Genomic DNA, 19097 nt, shown 5'->3' with positions numbered 1-19097 from the left:
GCGTGAACAACCACCATCCACCCCGCCAGTCTCGAACTAAACAATCTTCTACTGTACAAGTAAATCCCGGAACTTGGTATATTCCTTCTGGAAGAACAACTGCACGCTATCGACCGGGCCGTTACGATGTTTCGCCACGATGATTTCGGTGATGTTCTTGTTCTCCGTATCCTTATCGTAGTAATCTTCGCGATAGAGGAACATAACAATATCCGCATCCTGCTCCAACGACCCGGATTCACGCAAGTCGGAAAGCATCGGCTTTTTAATCTGTCGGCTTTCCACAGAACGGGAGAGCTGGGAGAGCGCGATAACCGGCACATCGAGTTCACGCGCCAGGGCTTTGAGCGAGCGGGAAATCTCGGAGATTTCCTGCTGGCGGTTGTCGCTGTTCTTGCTGGCCCGCCCCTGCATCAGCTGCAGATAGTCGATGATGATGAGGTCAAGGCCATGCTCCGCCTTGAGGCGCCGCGCCTTAGAGCGCAATTCCATAACCGTGATGCCTGCCGTATCATCAATATAGATAGGCGCCCGGCTCATACGGTCGGCCACGCCGACGAGCTTATTCCATTCCACCTCGTCGAGCTGGCCGGTGCGGAGTCTTGACGCATCGATGCCGCCTTCGGAGCAGAGCATACGCTGCATGAGCTGCTCCTTGCTCATTTCGAGCGAGAAAAACGCCACATTACCGCCATGCAGACCAACATAGCTCGCAATATTCAGCGTGAAGGCCGTCTTACCCATGGAAGGACGAGCCGCCACTAAGATGAGGTCCGACTTCTGCAGCCCCGCCGTCAACTTGTCCAAATCCTTAAACCCGGAACTCAGGCCCGTAAGCCCGCCCTTGGATTCATAGAGCACATTGATGCGCTCAAAGGTGCGCATGACGATATTCTTCATGGACTCAAAAGCCCCGCCCCCCTGGCGGCTGGCCACGGCGAGAATCTTCTTCTCCGCCTCGTCCATGATGTTTTCGACTTCATCGCTGTCCTCATAAGCCTTGCCCGCAATTTCCGTGGCCACGTTGATAAGGTTTCTGAGCTCTGCCTTTTCCTTGACGATTTTAGCGTGGTAGCTGACATTGGCCGCCGTGGCCACGATATTGGCCAGCTGGGTGATAAAGCCAAGGCCGCCCACCTTGTCGAGCATATCGGTTTTCCGCAGTTCCTCCGTCAAGGTTACCAAATCCACCGCTTCATCATTATTCTGCAGACGCACCATGGCCTCGTAGATAATGCGGTGGGTTTCCCGGTAAAAGTCATCCGGGCGCAGGATTTCCTGCACCTCAATGATGGCTTCTTTCTTTATGAGCATGGCCCCCAAAACCGCCTGTTCGGCTTCAATGTTCTGGGGTGGTACACGTTCTGGCAATGCCATTTTCTTACTCCTCTTCCTTCTCCATTTCCGGCGCAAAGATATACTTAAAGGCTTCTTCCGCAGTATCCACAGGATGAATGTCCAGTCCCAAATGCTCCTGCGGAATATCCTTGCTGTTTTCCTTGGGGATTACCAGGGTTTTAATTCCCGCCTGTTTGGCCCCATAAGCCTTTTCAAAGACGCCGCCAACCGGGCGCACCCGGCCTGCCAAAGAAATTTCGCCGGTTACCGCCACATCCTGACGGATTTTGCGGCCGGTTACGGCACTGGTGATAACCGCCAGTATTGCCGTACCTGCGCTGGGGCCGTCAATATTGCCGCCACCAATCACATTGATATGCACATCATAATCATGCAAATCCTTGCCGGTGAGCTGACGCATCACCGAAGCTGCATTGAACACGGAATCCTTGGCCATGGAACCGGCGGTTTCATTGAAGCGCACCGTGCCCTTGCCCTTTTCCTTGGCCGGAAAAGCCACTGCTTCAATCTCGATGGCCGAGCCTAAGAAGCCTGCTACCCCCAGGCCGAAGATATGGCCCTGGAGGGCATTATCCGAAGCCTTCTTGGTGACGTATGGTGTCAAACGGCTGACCTGAGTCACCTCGTAGATGTCCGCCTTGGTGATTTCTACCTGCGGGCCATTTTCCGTGCCCAAATCCTCCACCTTGAACTCGTCCCCAACGCCGCGGCGTTCCAAGGCCAGACTGTAAGCGTCAGCCAGGATGTTGATGGCCTTGCGGCCCTCGATGGTGTACTCGCTGATTAAGGCCGTCACTTCATCACTGACCGTAACCTTGAGCTTTTCTGCCGCATTGCGCACAATCTGCTGAATGTGCTTCGGCGTCAGCGGTTCGAAGTAGATTTCCGCACAGCGGGAGCGCAGCGCCGGATTGATATGGCCTGCATCCCGGGTGGTGGCGCCAATCAGCACAAAATCTGCCGGTGCCCCTTCCTCAAAGAGCTTCTTGATATAGGGCGGCACCTTCTTATCTGTGGGGTCATAGTAAGCCGACTCGAAATAGGCCCGCTTGTCTTCAAGCACCTTTAGCAGTTTGTTCTGCAGCATTTCATCCATTTCACCGATTTCATCGATAAACAAGATGCCGCCGTGGGCGTCTGTAACAAGGCCCGGCTTCGGTTCGGGAATGCCGCTGTCCGCCAGCGTCTTCTGCGCGCCTTGATAGATGGGGTCATGAACGGAACCCAACAAAGGATTCGTAATATCCCGCGGGTCCCAACGCAAGGTTGTGCCGTCCGTCTCCACAAAGGGCGCTTCCTCGCCGAAAGGTGATACGGCCTTTTTCTTAGCCGCTTCCAGCACCAATCGTGCTGCTGTAGTCTTGCCCACGCCGGGAGGGCCGTAAAGCAGCAGATGCTGGGGATAAGGGGAGCTGAGTTTAGCCATCAGCGACTTAACCGCCCGCTCCTGACCGACAATTTCCGAGAAATCCTGCGGGCGCAGAAGTTCCATAATGGACTGGGTCAGCTTAATCGTTTCCAGCTTTTCCAGTTTCTCCCGCTTTTCCTTGTCCTGCGGACTTTCATTGCCGCCTTTTTCGTCCTTTATGACCTGTTGGCGGATATCGTTCACATAATCGGCGTGATCTTTTTCGAGTTTTTCATTGACCTTCTTCTCAATGCTGTCTTCCACATTGCGGCGGGCCACAATGTCCGCCACCCGCTCGGACAGGGCATCCATAATGGCGGGCACCTGTTCTGGCTTGGGCGCAGGATTAATCAGCGGGTCTTCCCCTAAGATGCGCTGCAGGGCCAGTACCCGTTCACAGGGGTCTGCGGAGCGCATGAGGTCCAGTGCCTTCATCTTCCCGGCCTGAATCACCAGTTTTTCCGTGCCCATAACGTCTACCAAAATGGCGTAAAGGGCCTCAATCTGCCGGTCCAGCGGGGTAGCACTGCGTGAAGCAGGAGCAGGCAATGCCTGCTCCTGTTTTTTCGTAAATAGATTGCGAATATAATCCAGAAATTTCATATCAACCTGCCACTACATTGACCTTGATGGTGCTGGTAATCGAAGGATGCACCTTGATGACGGCTTCGTATTCACCAACGCCCGTTACATCACCCTTGATGGTGATTTTCCGGCGGTCAATATCAATCTTTTCCTTTTTCAAAGCATCGGCTACATCCTTGCCCGTAACAGAGCCGAACAGCTTGCCGTTTTCGCCGATTTTCACCGGGATGGTCACAGAAACCTTTTCGAGCTGGGCTGCCATCAGTTTTGCTTCATCCGTAGCCATGGCTTCCTTGCGGGCCTTGGAACCGGCCTGTGCCTTGGCCACATTCATATTCTCAGCATTGGCGAGCACGGCTGCCTTGCGGGGCAGGAGGAAGTTGCGGCCGTAGCCTTCCGATACTTCCACGATTTCGCCTTTCTTGCCTAATTTTTTAACGTCCTGCTGCAGAATCACTTTCATCTTTATCATTCTCCTCGATATATTTTTCGCTTATCTCAACAACCTTGGCCTTGATTACCTCAATGTCGCCGTCCTTCACCTGCGCTCCGGCCACATTCTGATGGCCGCCGCCGCCGAAGGCTTCCATGATGACCTGCACGTTGAGTTCACCAGTGGAGCGGGCACTGAGGCCGACGGTGTCCTCCGTCAACTGGAAGATGAGGATGCTCATGCGCACATTTTCAATGCGCAGCAAGCTGTCCGCCGCCTGCGCTGCGATAACCTGAATGTTGGGGATACGCTCGGAAATGGTGGACACAATGAGCCCGCCGGGGAAGAGTTCCGCCCGCGCCTTGGTCTTAGCCAAAGCCACCGTAGTATCAAAATCGGAGCGGAAGAGATGGCGCACCATGACCGGGTCAGCCCCACTGCGCCGCAGGAAGGCCGCCGCATCAAAGGTTCGCACGCCAGTCTGTACCGCAAAATTCTTGGTATCCACCACAATGCCGGAATAAAGGGCGGTGGCATCCATTCGTCCCAGCCGGATATCCTCGCCAAAGTACATCAGAAGCTCCGTTATCAGCTCACTCGTGGAGCTGGCTCCTGGCTCGATGTAAACCAGCAGCGGGCTCTTGATGAAGTTCTCGCTGCGGCGATGATGGTCGATAACCACCACCTGATGAACCCGCTCCAGCAAAGTGGGGTCAGCCACCAGATGGGGAATATGGGTATCCACCACGATGAGCACCGGGTTAAGAGCGGTGCTGCCCTTAATATCCTCGGCGTGAACGAAAACGCCTGCGTATTCCTCTTTATCTTTAAGCAAATCATGGAATTTGTCAATACCATCGTTCATATCCGACAGCACGATATGATAAGGCTTTTCCAGCTGGCGGGCCATCTTGGCCACGCCCATAGCTGCGCCGAAGCAGTCAAAGTCCTCATTATGGTGCCCCATAATGTAGATTTCGTCGGCGCCTTCCATGATTTCCCGAATGGCATGAGCCACCACCCGCGCCTTGACACGGGTATGCTTCTCCACGGCCTTAGCCCGGCCGCCAAAGAACTGGGTCTTGCCGTTCATCTGCACGGCCACCTGGTCGCCGCCGCGGCCCAAAGCCAAATCCAAACCGGCCTGCGCCTGTGCCCCAAGCTCGGCCATGGTCTGATTTTCCGCCACAGCTACACCCATGGACAGGGTTACCGGCAAACGGTTGGTACTCTGCAGCTGACGCGCCTTATCCAGCACATCGAACTTCTCGTTCATGGCCTGATCCAGCCCCTCACGGGTCAGAATCACCACATACAAGTCCTCGCTGACACGGCGCATAAAGCCGCCGAGATTCTTCATCCATTTATCAATGGTCTGATTGACGGCCAAAAGCAGCGATGTGCGCTCAGCTTCCGTCTGCCCCTGCATGACCTCGTCATAGTTATCAATCTGAATGTAAACCAATACCGTACGACTCTGCTGATAGGTACTCTTGAGCTGTTCGTGGCTGGTCACATCCTGAATGTAAAGGGTCATCAGCGGTTCCTGACGCGGAGCCATCTTCACCGGATGATAGAACACATGGTAATACCTGTCCTCATGGGCAAAGACGTATTCGCCTTCCTGCCCCCAGACCGGCGCAATGATGATGCCCGGCCAGATGTCCTTCACATCCGTATCCTGTTCGGGCTTTTCCCCTAAGTATGCGGTAATGCGGTCATTGCACCACTGCAGGCGCCCTTCCTCATTGACAATCATAATGGCCTGAGGCAGCTCATCCACCGCATAATTGAGCATTTCATTGATATTGCGCACTACATTGCGGCAATACCGCTCGAAGCGCCTGGACCTGTCCGCGCACCGTTCCCGTGCGAAAGAAGCCAGCGCCAGCCATACCACACCGGCAATGGCGGCAATGTAAAAATTGTAATAGGATAGCACGCCGATAAGCACCAGCATGATAAGCAAATGTATCGATAAATCTATCCACGCCGAAAGATTTCGTGGCATTTAGCGCACCTCATTTCTGATTGCGGGCAGAAAAACGCTGCCGGTAGTCAAAAATCATATCGATAAGCCCCGTCATGGCCACCACCTGGGCCAAAAAGGGATTCATCACAATAAACACATAAAAGACAATCCTCAAAAAAAGACTCACCCTGAAATGACGGAACAGGCAGTGCATCAGCACCAGCCCCTGCAAAAGTCCGGCCATAATAGCCAATGCATTGGCATTCAGGGAAATCTGATAGAGCCACATAATCTGCCTGGTGCCGCCCCAGTAGAGCCCCACCAGCGCAAAGCCAAAGAGATACAGGAACGCCTGCGGCAAACGCCACTCGTGTACAGGCGGGAACTGCGGCACATTATGGCCCAGCCGTTTCAGGATTTTTCCACCCGTCACATAGGCCACGCCGCCATACAACAGCCCTATAATAATAAATACCAGAGGGAAAAGATACGTCAGCATCTGCAACCCCTGCTCAATTTCCGCCCGGGTCTTGGCCAGAGTATCCTCACTCATGCCCATCCCTTCGTAGAGCTGCAAAGATGTGTCAAAGGAAGATTGCAAAAGATCCACCTGCATGGTCAGCGGATTCACATCCGTAACCAGAAGCAGCAGTCCAACAGACGCTGCCTGCCCGGCAATCGCTGCTGCAATCGTCAGCAGAAAAGCCTTCACACCGGACAAGCCTTTGGCAAAGGCCCAGCCAAGAAGCAGTCCAGCCGGAGCATACGCAATCATCAGCCGCAGGGACAGTAACGGTTCCAAAAGCAGTCCCATCAATACACCCGCCGCTACTGCCGCCATCAGCCCCCAGCGCAGTCCATGACGCACCACCAGAACAATCAGAGGAAGCGGCCAGAACAGAACCAGTAAAAAGCCGATAAAGGGCAGGTAAACCGCCATTAACGCCAGCACCACACTGAGTGCCGTCAAGAGCCCGCTCTCCGTCAACGGTGTCATTCTATGTTGATTCATGTTGTCATCCTTTCTGAAAATCACATTTCATTATAGCAGAAAAGGATAGGCATGTCTTGAGGGCAGGTACTAAATCCCTCAACGACGTACTAGTATATAGCATTATATATTGTTTAATGCTCACAAAAACGCCCTCAGCCAATGACTGAGAGCGTTTTGAGGTATCGTTATTTCTGCACCGCCGCAGCTTTTTCTTTACAAGTCTGATACAGCTGTTTAACCTCGTCTGTACCATAGCGGCTGTTGGCTGCTATGCGCAGGTCTTTTTCAGCTTCGGCATATTTACCCTGCCGGTAACGGCAGATGCCGCGCACGTATTCAGCCATACCCATCATGCCAGGGAGAAGTAAATCTCTGGCACTGCGATTATGGATGGAAGTGTTGGCATCCCGTTCGGCCTGCTCATAGTCGTGGAGCATGAATCGGCAATAAGCTCTGCCCGCATAACCACCCAACCTCTCATTGATGTGAATGGCCTTGGTGTAAAGTGGGATTGCTTCTTCATATTCTTTGCTGCTCCGCAGGCTGTTGGCCTGTTCTAACAGCTGCAGCGCCCGCTGATTATCGGCCGGCGTCACCTTGCGAAAAACCTTCTGATTTGCCATGACAAAGGACGGTTGCAACATGGACAGCGGCAGGGATATCAGCACCCCTGCTAAAAACAAGCAAAGAATTTTTTTCATCATAAATGGCCTCAGTTCAGGCGTGCCGCATAAGCTGCTGGAATATCTTTGGCTGCCGGTCTGGAATCATGGTAAGCCTGATATTCCATCAGTGCACTGTCTTCAGCACCCTGCAGATGGAATATATCACCGGCCAGCTTGTAGGCATAAGTATTGGATTGCGGCGACTGCAAAGCCGTATTGCAATCATTTAAGGCACTGTCCAACTTGCCCATATCCTTGTAGATAATTGCCCGGGCAACGTAGCTGGAACCTAGTTCCGGATTCATCGCAATGGCTTCATTTGCCATCTTTAAGGCCTCGTCAAATTTCCCCTGCTTACCCAGCACCGTTGCCATACCGCTCTTTGCAGACGGATTGGTATTATCCAGCTTGGAGGAACGCTTAAATTCCTGCTCGGCCAAATTGGTCAGGCCCATTTTCAGATACGTCTGACCGTTTATGGCCTTATCGTTGGAATCATGCTTGCGGGCAGCCTGCTCCTGACGCAGTTCACGGTTCCGCTGTTTGCGATCCATTTCGTCCTGCAAATATTCTTCGCGTGCATTATTCTTTACATCATTGTTATAGGCACGTTCTACTAATGCCTGGAAGCGCTGCCCCAGACCTTTTTCAACCTTCAGTGCATTCTTGAGCGGCTGATAGGCGGGGTCATTGTTGAGGAAATCCACAGTGCCATCTGCATTGGTCTTAAAATTCCACGAAGCATAGAAGCGGTTATCATGGAAGCCCTTGGCAATGCCGCCGGAAATCAGATAAGCCATTTCCTCAGCATCCTGCAGCCCTTCCGGTTCAGCAGTCAGCAACAATTCCTTGTCAAAGTATACATCGTTGACATTCTTGACTTCCGTATGGCCGATACCATATTTGTGCAGCAGTTCAGCCATGTCCTTCAGGCGCTTGCGTGTATCCGGATGATCGCTGGGATTGAAGAAATCTGCCACCTGGCTGCGGTGTTCCGTATAATAGCTCATGCGTGCCATAGCTGCTGCCGCACCGCCCGGGTTGAAACCAGCCGAGGCCATGACATAGAAGCCATTGCGGTCGGCATCTTTTTCATCGGCGACATTGATGTTTTTCACCGTCAGAAAGCGGAGGGTCGCATCCGACAGTCCCGTAAGCCCCACGCCTACACCGAAGTTCGATGCACTCAGGGCACTGTTGGCCATGCCGGAGAGCGCATTCGCCCAAGTGCTTTTTGCGGCGCTATTGGCAATATGCTGATTGAAGCCATGCGTCATTTCATGGCCTAACACAGCGGCAACCATATCCCGGTTATAGCCGCATTTTTCTACGAAACCATCATGGACGATGATAAAATTGGAAAAATAACAGGAGGCGTTAAACGTGTTGTTGGGCACAACCTGCCAACGAAACGGCAGGGAATTGTTGCGCAGCACATAATCGCCACGTTCAATCATCTGCTTCATAATTTCATCCGTCATCTTCACAGCCCGTGCATCAACCGGACGGTTGGCCGTGGCATGACGCGTCGCTAAATCATGATGGGCATTCTGTACCGTTGGGTTATCACCAGCGCTAAGAAAATTCGAGCGCAGCGCATCTGCCTGTATCGAGGCACCGATTATACTGCCGACCACATTCCCCCAGCCAAAAGCCTGCGCCGTCGGCAGACCAGCCGGCAAGAAGCTGAACATCCCTGCTGCCAGCAAGGCTGCCGCAACTTTCTTCTGCCATTTTTTCTGTCTGATTTTCTTTCCCTGAATCATACTTCCTCCTAAAAATAAAAGCCGAAAAACACGCTTTCAAAAACACCTGTGCTTTAGCAGATATTTTCTAAGGGAATTATAATCTTCCTCTAATAAATTTGCAATAATTACAGCGAAAAAATCCCGATGACATTTTTATATCATCGGAATTTTTTCGCTGTAAGAGTTACATTTCGCAACCCTTTTATTTTTTTACCGTTCCGCAATACACTCCGCCAGAATATCGGCCACATGTTTTACCTTAACCCGCGGATTTTGCTGGTTGAGGCCGCCGCCTATCTGCATCATGCAGGCCGGGCAAGCTACGGCTACAGTATCGGCTCCAGTGTTTGCGATATTCTCCAGTTTATCATGGAGGATAGGCTTGGAGATTTCACTGTACTTGACACCGAAGGCACCAGCCATGCCGCAGCAACGGTCGCTGTCTTTCATCTCCACGAAGTCCGCGCCGGTCATTTTGATGAGTTCCCGGGGCTGTTCCCAAACGCCTAAGCCGCGGCGCATATGGCAGGAATCGTGGTAGGTGATACGGCTGCCTCTTTCGTTCTTGGGAAGTGTACGCCCCTGCGCCTTATACTGCTCAGCCACAAAGCTGGTGAACTCCCGCACTTTTCCGGCCAAGGCTGCGGCTCTATCCCGCCACTCGGGGTCATCCTTAAAGAGTTCCTTGTAGGTGCGCTCCAGAGTTTCGGCGCAGGTGGGGCAGGCGCTGATAATCACATCGGCTCCCGTGGCTTCCAAGGCTTCAATATTCTGCTTGGCAATGACCTTGCCCGTCTCCCGGTCGCCCATACCCAAGACCGGCTTGCCGCAGCAGGTCTGTTCCTGCGGATAGCTAACAGCAATATTCAAATCCTGCAATACCTTTACCACAGATTCGCCGGTATCGGGGAATACAAAGTCCATATTGCAGCCGCTGAAGAAGGCCGCCGTCATAACGGGATTCTTCGGATTGTGCTTGCACAAATCCTCCGTGCGGTCACGCAAAGGCTTGGCGGCAATAGCAGGCAGGCTTCTGCCATCGGTCATTCCGGAGAAGAACAGCGGCAGATGGCGGATAAACTTGCCGGACTGCACCGGTTTCTGCGCCACGGAACCAATGCGCAGAAGCGAATGGAATACCTTGCGATGTGTAAGTATATGTTGGAAGGCGGTTTTTTCCGGCATGGAAAGGCCGTATTTCTTCACATAGCGGGCCCGCAGTTCGTCAATGAGGTCAGGAATGGGAATTTCACCCGGGCAGATGGTGGTGCACTGACGGCAGCCAATGCAAAGGTCACTGAACTTGGAGAAAGCCTCCATATTGCCCAACAGGCCCGTCAGGATAGCGCCAATTCCACCGGAATAGATATGGCCATAGACATGGCCGCCAACCATGCGCCAGATAGGGCAGACATTGAGGCAGGAAGCACAGCGCACGCACTGATAAACCTGTTTCATCTTGGGGTCTTTGGCCGCAGCCAGACGGCCGTTATCCAGAAGAATTACATACTGTTTGCGGTTTTCCTCCACCCATTTCCCGTCCTTCTTGTAGATGATGGGGGTCGGCCCGGAAACCATAGTCATATAGCTGGTCATGCGCTGGCAGGTGCCGTTGCGGGGCAGCAGGCGCAGGATTTTGGCAGCATCTTTGATTTTTGGAATCAGTTTTTCATAACCGATAAGCACCACGTGAATCTTCGGCGTGGTCGTAACCAGGCGAGCATTCCCCTCATTGGTCACAAGGCCAATCGCGCCATTTTCTGCAATGCCGAAGTTCGCGCCCGTGATACCCAAATCTGCATTCAGGAATTCTTCCCGCAGAACACGGCGAGCCGTATGAATCATATAGGAAATATCGCTGGGCACTTCCTCGTGCAATTCCTGTTCAAAGAAACCAGCGCACTGTTCCTTGTTGAGATGAATCGCCGGCATAACCATATGCGAAGGCTTCTGGCCAGCTACCGAGAGCATCCACTCGCCCAAATCTGTTTCTCTTACATGCAGGCCAGCTTCTTCCAAAGCGCCGTTAAGTTTGATTTCTTCCGTGGCCATGGACTTGGATTTAACGATGCGTTGTACGCCGTTTTCCTCACAAATCTGCAGGAGAATCTTCTTCACATCATCACCAGTGGCAGCCCGGAACACCTTGCCGCCCCGCTCCTCTACGGAATGTTGGAATTCATCAGCCAGCGCATCGATGTGGTCAACGGCCCAGCGCTTCATGGTGCGCAAATCGTCCCGCAAATCGTCAATGCTGTCCACATTGGCATAGGCTTTGAGACGGGCCAGCGGATACTCAGAGGTAAACTTGGCCAATGCCCCCTGCATGACATTATCATCAAGTTTCGTATGGATTTCCTTGCGGATATTGCGTTTTTCCTTTACGGCCATGGTCAAGCCCTCCCTTGTGCTGGTTCATCAACGGCAATTACGATAAAGCGGCCGGGGCCGTGAACCCCGAGACTCAATACGCGTTCAATGTCGGCGGTACGGCTCGGGCCGGTGATAAAACCCATATAGCCCTTCTTGTACACCTTGGAAATCACGCGAAAAGCCGTGTCGATATTCTTGACCATGTGGTCAGCCTGCAGAAAAACAATATGTGTCGGGGGAAGCATGCCGGTAACGCGGGACTCGTAGGAGGCTGTATCCACACAGACGCTGCCACTCTCCCCTACGCCGAATTCTGCCGTGGAAATGCCCAAATCCGCCTGCGGTGCATGCTCGGCTATCGCAAACTTATCCGTATAAACCACTCGGCCATGACCTTCCAAATGTTTATACATCATACCTAAACGTGGATTTTCCTCGCCGCCAACAGCCAAAATCTCCTTAGCTTCCATGTCATCCACCAATTCCTGCAGCAACTGCTCCGCTTCCTGCCAGGTGCCGGCATGAACTAGCTCCGTAGCCGCCGCTTTTGTGTTTTCGGCGAATTCGTCCCAGTATTTACCACTGACCAGCTGCTCATCAAATGCTTTTGCCGGCCAATCTGCACATACTTTTTCCATAAAGGCTCCCCCTTTTTAGATAAAACCACTCTCCTATAATACCTATAAATTCATCATATGAATAGTATAACTTTATTTTCTGAAAATGTCAACTTTTCATTCATGTAATACATAAAAAAAGAGATTCACAGACTGTGTTTTCTGTGAATCTCTCCCTATTTAACTCATCTTTTCTCTGACGAATTCCCGCAGCAGCTGCAAATGCATATTCATGTAGCTGGCCGCATCATCAGGCTGCTTATCCATGATTGCCTGCGCGATTTTGCGGTGATAGCGGATGGTGTTGCTGTCCCGCTGAGCATCCTTGGTGATGGCGATATTCTGCGCAATGGAAGTATTGAGGATGTAAGTCAGATTACCAAAAACCTTATTGCCGCTGGCTTCGGCAATCAAGCGATGGAAGCGGGCGTCAGCAGCCACATAGGACTCACCGGCCTCAATGCAGCGTTCCACTTCTTCCGCCTGCGCCATTATCTCAGCTTTCTCTTCTTCGCCGGCTCGCGCCGCAGCCAGTCTGGCCACATGCGGTTCGAACAGCAGACGCACATCCAGCATATCGACAATGAGCTCGCTGTCCTCTTCGATAAAGGTCAGCCCCAACGGGTCATCGGGAATGCCCCGCTGATGGGACACATAGGAACCAGCCCCCTGACGGATGTCCAGAATATTTCTGGCTGCCAGAAGCTTTATTCCTTCCCGCAGGGTTCCTCTGCCCACGCCCAGCTTCTCCATGAAAACCGGTTCTGTGGGCAATTTGTCCCCGGGTTTCAAATGATTATCCAAAATGTACTGGATTATGGACTGGGCCGTATCTTCGGCTAATGTTGCTTTTGCCATTATTTTTCAAACACGCTCATATCGAGGCTGGTAAAGCCCGCGAGCAACTCCTTTACTTTATCTGCAATAACCACAACGCCGCCAGCCTTGCGGCTTTCCACGTTCAGCGGCATATTGGGGTCATGGAGGGACATTCTGAGAAGGGCCCAGCCATCGGGGAATACCAGACGCACCCCTTCATAGGAGGGTTTGGCAATCTTGATGCCAGCGGCCTGGGCGCGTTCCTCAAACTTCTGCAGCACGTCATTGCCGTAGCCACGGAAATCCTCTTCGCCCTTGATTTTGAGACGGAACTCACGGCCTTCCACCGGCTCGCCCAGTTTGGCTACCAGGTCAGAGAGCTTCTTGCCCTTGGCCCGGGCTTTGGCAGCGGCAATCAACAGTTTTACTGCCAGGTAAGCGCCGTCGTCCAGGTAGTAGTTTTCCGACAGGGCACCATGGCCGGAAGTCTCAATGGCCAGCGGGGAAACCGTGCCAGCCTTATTCTGGCGGATGCACTCGTCAATGACATTCTTGTAGCCGCGCATATAGCGGAGATGCTTGAGCCCCAGTTCCTTCTCCAGGAACACCGTCAGTTCATCACTGGTTACAGAGTCAGTGATAATGGTGCTGCCGGGATAATCCGGAGCCAGAATTGCTGCCATCATGGCAATCAGGGCATTGCGGCTGATTTCTTTACCGTTTTTCAGCACGGCACTCATGCGGTCAACGTCCGTATCGAAAATCAAGCCCAAATCTGCACGGCTGTCCAGCACTGCTTTTTTGATGGCTGCCATAGCCTGCTTATTTTCGGGGTTGGGGATGTGATTGGGGAAGTGCCCATCCGGTTCCAAAAAGACGCTGCCGGAAGTATTGGCACCCAAACGGCTCAAGACCTGCGTAGCAAAGAAGCCGCCTGCACCATTGCCGGCATCCACCACAATGTGCATACCTTTCAAGGGTTCATTCTCCCCGCCCAGAGCCTGACGGATTTTCTTGCGCAGGTGATGACCATAGCGTTCAATCAAATCGTATTTCTGAACCTTAGCCAAGTCCCCTTCGACCACAGGGTTGCGGGAGGCATTTTTGAGGATGGCGATAACATCATCATGTTCCACGCCGCCGTCCTTCGTGAAGAACTTGAGGCCATTGCGGTTGTAGGGCAGGTGACTTGCCGTAATCATAATGGAGCCGTCCATCTTAGTTTCCGGGAAAACGATGGACATAAACATAGCCGGCGTAGAAGCCAGGCCGCAATCCACTGCTACCACTCCTGCCGCCGTCAGAGCGTTCAAGACTGCCTTTTTGAGGTCGCCAGCCGACAGGCGGGAATCATGGCCGACAGCAATGCGCAGGTCTTTTTTCTTCTTGCCGGTCTTGTCAGCCAGAAAATCAAGGAACCCGCTAGCAATGACATTCGCTGCGTCAGTACTCAAGGTCACAGGCTCGTCTGCCACGCCTTCAATGGCTACACCACGCACATCACTGCCGTTAGCCAGCTTCATCAGATTCTTTTCTGGAATAATCATAGATAATGCCTCCCCTGTTGTTGTCATATAATATATAGATTCGCCATGATATGGACGATTTCCTGCTGCTGTGATATACTACTAAACGGCTACCGAACGGTGGCGGTTAATCGATGGCCCTGGGAAGGGGCGCTGAACAATGAGTAGATATGATTTTTATCTGATACTGATTTTAGTTCTTGCGCTTGTAATCACCATAAAGGCATAAGAAAAGCCGCCTAACGACTCCCAATCAGCAGGCGGCAATTCTTCATTGTTCGTTTAACTGTAGGGCTGACCGTCACCGGTAGCCTTTCTTGTGTTTTATCTTATCACATTTTGCTAAAAAAATCAATTCGTCAGCAATCGCCGAAAAATTCATTTTCCACCGCAATGCACAGCATATGGTATACCGGCAAATGCAATTCCTGAATCTTGAAGGTTTCATCCTCAGGCACACAGATATTGATATCCGCAAGGCCGCGGGCTTTGATTTTGCCGCCGCTATGTCCCAGCAGGCCGATGGATTTCACACCCTTGACCTTAGCCATTTCCAACGCATAAATTACGTTGGTGCTATTGCCAGAAGTAGAGATAGCAAGCAATACATCCCCTTCATCCCCCATGCCCAAAAGCTGTTGGGCAAAGGATAAATCCGGCGCCTGGTCATTGGCAAAGGCCGTGTTGAGCGCCACCTGATTGACCATGGACAGCGCAGGCAGAGCTCCCTGCAAATTGTCAATGAGATACTGCGCATCTTCGCCGCAGTTTGCACGGATTTTCTCGGCCAGTTCGCCCTTGATTTCCCGCTTGAGCAGGAAACCTTTCATCAATTCGCCTACGATATGTTCACTATCCGAAGCACTGCCGCCATTGCCGCAGGCAATCAGCTTATGCCCGCCGCGGTAGCTCTCGCAGATTGCCTCCACCGCCGCCTGCAAATCAGCCCGGCACTCCGCCATCTGCGGATAGCGAGCAATCAAATCCTCGACACATTTCAATGTAGATTCTTTAACCAAAATAGATACTCCTTATAAACCTCATCCGCCCCTAAGGGGCACCTTTCCCAAAGTGGAAGGCTGTATATCGTTACTTGTTCCTATATTTATTCGCCGTGCTGCGGGCATCATAGCCAGCCTGCGGGCCACGAATGTCCTGTATCGGCTGGTTGTTGCGCGGCGTAATATCAATCGGCTCGTTCGGACGATTGTAGTTATTCATCTGCGATGCGTATACATTTTCCTTGCCGCGATTGCGGAACTTATTCCAAGCCCAGCGAATCAGCATAAACACAGCCAGGAACATCACCACATTGGCAATAACGCCAAAGATATCCCCCAGCATCGAGCTGCCAAAGAGATTGCCCAGCATGGAACCAAGCAGCATACCACCAGCCAGCAGGCCTACGGTACGCAGGGCATTGCCCCAACGGCTGCCGCTCTGGGTATTGGCGGCCGTATTGGCATTTGCGTTACTCTTACTGCCCGCCGCCGGAGCATTCTTATCGAGACTCTTGGCATCCTTGGACGGCTTATAGGTATCGCCGCTGCCGGATACGGACTTATGGGTATCGGCATTGCTCTTAGGCGCAGCTGCCTTAGGAGCTGCAGCCTTTGGTGCACTCTTGGCACCGCCGCCAAGTTTTGCCCCGCCTTTGGCGGCATAGGCCGTAGCCGTATAGCTCATATTTACCACAGGAACTGTCGTCATTACCATTGCTCCCACCATCAGGGACGCGAGAATTTTCTTCATCTTCATGTCAAATCTCCTTTTGACTCTGTCCATTATTCTTTATAGGATTTAATATCTTCGGGGAACGCATAGATTTCCCCCACCGTGTCCAGCTCGCCGGACAGATAGCGGTCGATATCGTCCACATCAATGTAGAGTTTGCAATCGAGGTCGAGATAGCCCTGCTCCGTGCCATTTGACAGGTCACGAATGGCCATCAGCTTTTCCCGGAGCTTCAAAAGCTCACTGCGGGTAGCATGAATATCCAGTTTAATCTGGGGCACACCATACTCTTTCAAGACTTCGTCCATGGTCATACGCTGCGACATAGTGTTCATCCTTTCATCTTTGACTTTTTGATGTTTATTATTCTAGCAGGATATGCTGAAAATAACATGATAATCTCACTTTTGGGACATTTTTTCCTTCATGCGGTCTAAAATCTGCTGCAGCTGCCGCTTTTGACGCAAATGCGTCTCATAATCCAAATCATTAGAATCAATGGCCAGACGCTTGTTAATCGCATCGATGCTGGCCTGCAGCCGCGCCATAGCCGCCGTTTTGTCATCCATAAATCTTATCCTCCAACGGCTATAAGTATAACAAAATCAGCCCGTTTCTACAACTAAGGCAGCGCCTAACCCGCGCTGCCTTTCCTTATTTGACTGGCTGCCCGTCATAACGCAGCCCCACCATAGTGATATCGTCAGACTGATCTTCTCCACCTGCATACTGCCGTATAGCCGCCAACATTTGCGGCAGGAGTTTTTCCGGCTGCCGTTCTGCAGACAGATTGTTCAACGTATCCCGAATCCGCGGTTCCGTAAAGAGATTGCCATCCACATCCATGGCTTCCGATACCCCATCGGTATACAGGAAAATCATATCCCCTGGGGATAACTCCATACTTTTCTGTGTATAAGGTCTTTCCCAAAGCCCCAGCACATAACTCTTGGGCAGTGGCAAAAACTCATAACAGCCTTCATGCTGCAGCAACGGCGGGCAGTGGCCGCAATGCGCATACGTAAAATGACCATTGCGCAGGTCCAATACCCCCACCAGCACGGTAACGAACATGGCGGCTTCATTATTCTGGCAAAGCTCCCGATTGGCCTTTTCCAAAATAGCCCCCAGATTTTCCGGACTCTTTGCGCCCATAATGCAGCTCTTCAATACCGACTGACATTTCGCCATAAACAAGGCTGCAGGGACCCCCTTGCCTGAAACATCGGCAATGGTGACCACCAGATAGTTGTCCTGTACGATATAGAAATCGTAGAAATCGCCCCCCACGTCCTTGGCCGGTTCCATCAGTGCATAAATGGAAAACTCCTGCCGTTCGGGGAAAGGCTGGCGGGTGCCCGGCAGCATATCCTGCTGAATCTGCGCTGCCACTTCCAGCTCTGTGCGGCTGCGTTCCTTCTCCGCTGCCACCTGTGCCAGATTTTCCGTATAGAGCTTCAAGTCCTCCGACATGGAATTGACACTTACCGCCAGTTTTTCAATCTCATCCCCGGTGGAAATATGCAGTTTCTTGTCAAAATTCCCTGCCGCAATTTCCCGGACGCCGCCCTCCAATTGCCGGATTGGCCGGGTCAGGCGGCCAGCCATAAGACCGCTGCTGTATATCAGCAGGAGCAATATGGGAATCAACAATATTGCAGACCGACAGATAAACTTGTTAATGGTGCTCTGCCCGGTGGTCTGCAGTTCTGTCATCTTCTCCAGAACGGCATCTTTCACCCGCTCCACGGGTGTCATAACCGTCTGGGCTTCAATCATCGTGCCAAAACTCCAGTTCGCCCCCTCCAGCGGAGCAAATGCCAAATAATACTTTTTGCCGTTCATGATTACGGACATGACATCATTTCCCCCAGCCACCATCCGTTGGGCTGCTGCCGCCATATCCGGCTCAGATTCCGACAACTGGCGGATATCCGTACCATCCAGCCGGGCTGCCAGAACGCCTTCTTCCTCGGAGGAAAAAACCACCCGTCCATGACTGTCCATAACAAAACTGATGCCGTCCTGTTTTATCGCATCTGCCAGGAAGGTTCGGTACAGGTCATCGACACTGTAGCTGATGCCCACCACGCCGGCAAAACCATTCCCATCATAATAGGGCATGGCGCAGGTCACATCCAGCTTACCTTCCGCACCGCGGTAAATATCGGAAAAAGCTGGCGTGTCCGTCTGTTTCCCCAGTTTATACCAAAACCTTTCCCGATGGTCATAGGTCTGAATGAAATCCTGCCGCACCTCCGGCGATGGATAAATGCTGGCCCTTCCCTGCTCACTAGGGACAATATCCAAACAGATAAAATAGCCATCACGGGAACCGGCATAAAGAGACGTGCGATACCCACGATAGTATTTACTCAGAGGCTCCAGCACATCAGCAAAATTTCCCGCCAAGGCAATTTGTCGATGCAAATTCCCATCTATCCCGCGGGACTGTAGCTCCGGACTGTAATGAATATACACCGTTTCCGATAAAATATCCGGCTCCTGCTGGGTATCCGGCAATTTTCGGGGACGATACTGGGCAGGAGATGTCAGGATGAGCTGCAGGGAATCAGCCATATAGGCCACATCCTTCTTCACCATCATCAGTTCCCGGCTAAGATGCTGAGCCTTTACGCGGGTCATCTCCTGCAAATCATTCTTGGCGTCACTGGCAGCCTTTCTCCCCATGGATTCAGCCAGAAACTGGCCTACTGCCTCACTTTGCGCCAACATGGTGATTTTGGTGGTGTTAAGGGCATAAAAAGCCAGACCGCCCACTGCCATCAGCGTAATCAATACACTGGCCAGCAGCAGCAGCAATACCCGCCCACGAATCGATAACTTCACCATGTATTCCAGCC

16 protein-coding genes are annotated in these 19097 nt (G+C 52.2%); all 16 read right to left on the bottom strand.

Going from position 1 to position 19097, the window contains the following annotated elements:
- Positions 1–48 precede the first annotated feature (48 nt).
- Positions 49–1377, bottom strand: coding sequence for a replicative DNA helicase (dnaB, locus tag P157_RS0102700; protein ID WP_177241780.1), 1329 nt, complete (start codon positions 1375–1377; stop codon positions 49–51).
- A 4-nt stretch (positions 1378–1381) separates the two neighbouring features.
- A complete protein-coding gene (gene lonC, locus P157_RS0102695; protein ID WP_026759661.1) occupies positions 1382–3370 on the bottom strand; it encodes a Lon family ATP-dependent protease in 1989 nt (662 codons plus the stop codon).
- 1 nt (position 3371) lies between these two features.
- Positions 3372–3815: a 50S ribosomal protein L9 gene (gene rplI / locus P157_RS0102690; RefSeq protein ID WP_026759660.1), complete on the bottom strand. Its 444-nt coding sequence runs from the start codon at positions 3813–3815 to the stop codon at positions 3372–3374.
- The gene (locus P157_RS0102685; protein ID WP_026759659.1) at positions 3787–5796 is read right to left on the bottom strand and encodes a DHH family phosphoesterase; all 2010 of its coding nucleotides are present in this window, start codon (positions 5794–5796) and stop codon (positions 3787–3789) included. Before P157_RS0102685 ends, rplI begins: the two co-directional genes overlap by 29 nt.
- A 10-nt stretch (positions 5797–5806) precedes the next feature.
- Complete coding sequence (locus tag P157_RS0102680; RefSeq protein WP_026759658.1) at positions 5807–6769, bottom strand: YybS family protein; 963 nt, start codon at positions 6767–6769, stop codon at positions 5807–5809.
- Between the two features lie 167 nt (positions 6770–6936).
- Positions 6937–7455, bottom strand: a complete 519-nt coding sequence (locus tag P157_RS0102675; protein ID WP_026759657.1) for a hypothetical protein — start codon at positions 7453–7455, stop codon at positions 6937–6939.
- An 8-nt stretch (positions 7456–7463) separates the two neighbouring features.
- Positions 7464–9182 (bottom strand): M48 family metallopeptidase, encoded by a 1719-nt coding sequence (locus P157_RS0102670; RefSeq protein WP_026759656.1) that lies wholly within the window; start codon positions 9180–9182, stop codon positions 7464–7466.
- 192 nt (positions 9183–9374) lie between these two features.
- Positions 9375–11555 (bottom strand): L-lactate dehydrogenase (quinone) large subunit LdhH, encoded by a 2181-nt coding sequence (ldhH, locus tag P157_RS0102665; RefSeq protein ID WP_026759655.1) that lies wholly within the window; start codon positions 11553–11555, stop codon positions 9375–9377.
- Positions 11556–11557: 2 nt separating this feature from the next.
- Entirely contained in the window at positions 11558–12175 is a 618-nt protein-coding gene (locus P157_RS0102660; RefSeq protein ID WP_026759654.1) for a LutC/YkgG family protein, read from the bottom strand.
- Between the two features lie 159 nt (positions 12176–12334).
- The gene (locus tag P157_RS0102655) at positions 12335–13012 is read right to left on the bottom strand and encodes a FadR/GntR family transcriptional regulator (RefSeq protein WP_026759653.1); all 678 of its coding nucleotides are present in this window, start codon (positions 13010–13012) and stop codon (positions 12335–12337) included.
- The gene (locus P157_RS0102650; RefSeq protein WP_026759652.1) at positions 13012–14520 is read right to left on the bottom strand and encodes a phosphoglucomutase; all 1509 of its coding nucleotides are present in this window, start codon (positions 14518–14520) and stop codon (positions 13012–13014) included. Before P157_RS0102650 ends, P157_RS0102655 begins: the two co-directional genes overlap by 1 nt.
- Before the next feature lie 338 nt (positions 14521–14858).
- Positions 14859–15518, bottom strand: a complete 660-nt coding sequence (locus tag P157_RS0102645; protein WP_026759651.1) for a D-sedoheptulose-7-phosphate isomerase — start codon at positions 15516–15518, stop codon at positions 14859–14861.
- A 70-nt stretch (positions 15519–15588) separates the two neighbouring features.
- Positions 15589–16257 (bottom strand): hypothetical protein, encoded by a 669-nt coding sequence (locus P157_RS0102640; RefSeq protein WP_026759650.1) that lies wholly within the window; start codon positions 16255–16257, stop codon positions 15589–15591.
- 26 nt (positions 16258–16283) lie between these two features.
- Positions 16284–16559, bottom strand: coding sequence for a hypothetical protein (locus tag P157_RS0102635; protein ID WP_026759649.1), 276 nt, complete (start codon positions 16557–16559; stop codon positions 16284–16286).
- Between the two features lie 75 nt (positions 16560–16634).
- On the bottom strand, positions 16635–16802 hold the full coding sequence (locus P157_RS0102630; protein ID WP_026759648.1) for a hypothetical protein: 168 nt from the start codon (positions 16800–16802) through the stop codon (positions 16635–16637).
- Positions 16803–16887: 85 nt separating this feature from the next.
- Positions 16888–19086: a SpoIIE family protein phosphatase gene (locus P157_RS14770; protein ID WP_026759647.1), complete on the bottom strand. Its 2199-nt coding sequence runs from the start codon at positions 19084–19086 to the stop codon at positions 16888–16890.
- Positions 19087–19097 lie beyond the last annotated feature (11 nt).

Origin of the sequence: Selenomonas ruminantium AC2024, assembly GCF_000687995.1 — a bacterium.
Taxonomy (GTDB): Bacteria; Bacillota; Negativicutes; order Selenomonadales; family Selenomonadaceae; genus Selenomonas_A; species Selenomonas_A ruminantium_B.
The sequence above is the reverse complement of the archived record's forward strand: the minus strand, read 5'-3'. Positions and strand labels throughout refer to the sequence as shown.

Excerpts from the sequence above, each read along its gene's own strand:
- P157_RS0102680 (WP_026759658.1), bottom strand. The coding sequence starts at position 6,769 with ATGAATCAACATAGAATGACACCGTTGACGGAGAGCGGGCTCTTGACG.
- P157_RS0102655 (WP_026759653.1), bottom strand. The coding sequence starts at position 13,012 with ATGGCAAAAGCAACATTAGCCGAAGATACGGCCCAGTCCATAATCCAG.
- dnaB (WP_177241780.1), bottom strand. The coding sequence starts at position 1,377 with ATGGCATTGCCAGAACGTGTACCACCCCAGAACATTGAAGCCGAACAG.
- P157_RS0102685 (WP_026759659.1), bottom strand. The coding sequence starts at position 5,796 with ATGCCACGAAATCTTTCGGCGTGGATAGATTTATCGATACATTTGCTT.
- P157_RS0102635 (WP_026759649.1), bottom strand. The coding sequence starts at position 16,559 with ATGTCGCAGCGTATGACCATGGACGAAGTCTTGAAAGAGTATGGTGTG.
- P157_RS0102650 (WP_026759652.1), bottom strand. The coding sequence starts at position 14,520 with ATGATTATTCCAGAAAAGAATCTGATGAAGCTGGCTAACGGCAGTGAT.
- P157_RS0102670 (WP_026759656.1), bottom strand. The coding sequence starts at position 9,182 with ATGATTCAGGGAAAGAAAATCAGACAGAAAAAATGGCAGAAGAAAGTT.
- P157_RS0102630 (WP_026759648.1), bottom strand. The coding sequence starts at position 16,802 with ATGGATGACAAAACGGCGGCTATGGCGCGGCTGCAGGCCAGCATCGAT.
- P157_RS0102640 (WP_026759650.1), bottom strand. The coding sequence starts at position 16,257 with ATGAAGATGAAGAAAATTCTCGCGTCCCTGATGGTGGGAGCAATGGTA.
- P157_RS14770 (WP_026759647.1), bottom strand. The coding sequence starts at position 19,086 with ATGGTGAAGTTATCGATTCGTGGGCGGGTATTGCTGCTGCTGCTGGCC.
- ldhH (WP_026759655.1), bottom strand. The coding sequence starts at position 11,555 with ATGGCCGTAAAGGAAAAACGCAATATCCGCAAGGAAATCCATACGAAA.
- lonC (WP_026759661.1), bottom strand. The coding sequence starts at position 3,370 with ATGAAATTTCTGGATTATATTCGCAATCTATTTACGAAAAAACAGGAG.
- rplI (WP_026759660.1), bottom strand. The coding sequence starts at position 3,815 with ATGAAAGTGATTCTGCAGCAGGACGTTAAAAAATTAGGCAAGAAAGGC.
- P157_RS0102660 (WP_026759654.1), bottom strand. The coding sequence starts at position 12,175 with ATGGAAAAAGTATGTGCAGATTGGCCGGCAAAAGCATTTGATGAGCAG.
- P157_RS0102675 (WP_026759657.1), bottom strand. The coding sequence starts at position 7,455 with ATGATGAAAAAAATTCTTTGCTTGTTTTTAGCAGGGGTGCTGATATCC.